The following is a 1355-nucleotide window of genomic DNA, read 5'->3' as shown; positions in this document are numbered from 1 at the left end:
CCGCGAACAAAGCAAAAATTATTAAGGCATTTTTTTTCATCAGCATTTATTTTTTTTAAATATTTTTTATTTTTTCCTCAAGCAACTAATAATCAACTATTTAAGTTCATATAATTACCACCCTGTTCATTGGCTGAAGACCGATCGCGATCACCCACTTTTCATCCTTTCCTGTATTCAGCCAGCATCTGTGCAAAAAGAGGACTATTTTGCCTGCACAGCTATTGTTAGCTGACGATCAGATATCAGTTCGCCATTTTTCCATTCATGTTCTTTATCGATCGAGTTTAACACCAGCATGTCTGTGAAACGTGAACGTTCGACCTGTTTTGCTCCTTTATAGGAGATAACCGCTGGTCTGTCCATTTCAAAAAGCATATTATCTACTGAAGCTGCTGCTGCACTGAGTGAATATTCTAAACCGCTAGCTGCTTTGGCTACAAAAGACTTATCTCCGATCCTAAGATTTCTTTTCCCTGTTTCGTACACCCAGTTGGTATTATTTAAAATGCCAAAACTCAATGTCTCAATAGCACTTGTATTACACGGCTTTAGTGCAGTAAGCACTTCCTTTATTGTAAGGCTTCCATTGGCATTTGTTTCGCAGCTAATATCACTTTGGATCAGATCACCGTGGCGCAGTACCATTTTTACCGAAAAACCATTTTTGTTCGGCTTCACCTCTATTTGCTTTAAAGTAACTGCCAGTGTAGAATCTTTATCTTTCGAATTTTTTACAACTACTCTGCCTATGCCATTTCTCTGGTCTGGAGAAATAACATGGTCTTTAGCCATTGGCATCATCTGTATCATAATCATTTCGCCCCACGAAACGGTCTGAATGGATTTACTGTCCCGACGTAGAATTATTTTTCCATCCTGAAGATAATTTATCCCGGCGACAGGAGTCGTTTCAACCAGCTCTTTTTTTGCAAAATGCAGAACAAGCCACGCCTGTGTCAGCCAATATCCCAGATGTGGTTGTGAAGATGGAAAAAAATTCTCTCCAGGTGCATAAATCGCTCCATCTGGATTCCGGGCCTGCATTTTTTCTGCAGTGGCAATACCATCATGCAGGTGGTACAATGCCTCAGGGTCGTTAAAACGGGCCACAGCAGTTGCATGACAAGTTATCCAGTCTGCATTTCTAAAAAGTGCCCAGTCCTGACCATTGGGGTAGCAATAACCACCATCAGGTAACAAAAATCTTTTCTGCAWATCGTAAACATGATTAAGATTGTACAAAAATGCTTCATATGTTTTTCGTCCGGTCAAAAGGAAATCCAGATCATTGCCAGCATTCATAATCCAGGCGCCCATATAATCGGGGTGAACAATATCATGGTTCTCCAGGC

The 1355-nt window shown here is 40.5% G+C and carries 1 protein-coding gene; it reads right to left on the bottom strand.

All coding sequences use genetic code 11. The annotated features are described in order from the left end of the window. Positions 1 to 204: 204 nt before the first annotated feature. Positions 205 to 1355, bottom strand: a 1151-nt coding sequence (locus tag AC1DPQ_RS27840; RefSeq protein WP_477611581.1) for a hypothetical protein, incomplete at its 5' end; no start/stop codon positions are given.

This window comes from Pedobacter sp. 01T416_2, from assembly GCF_056398925.1.
This window is presented reverse-complemented; position numbering and strand designations above follow the sequence as displayed.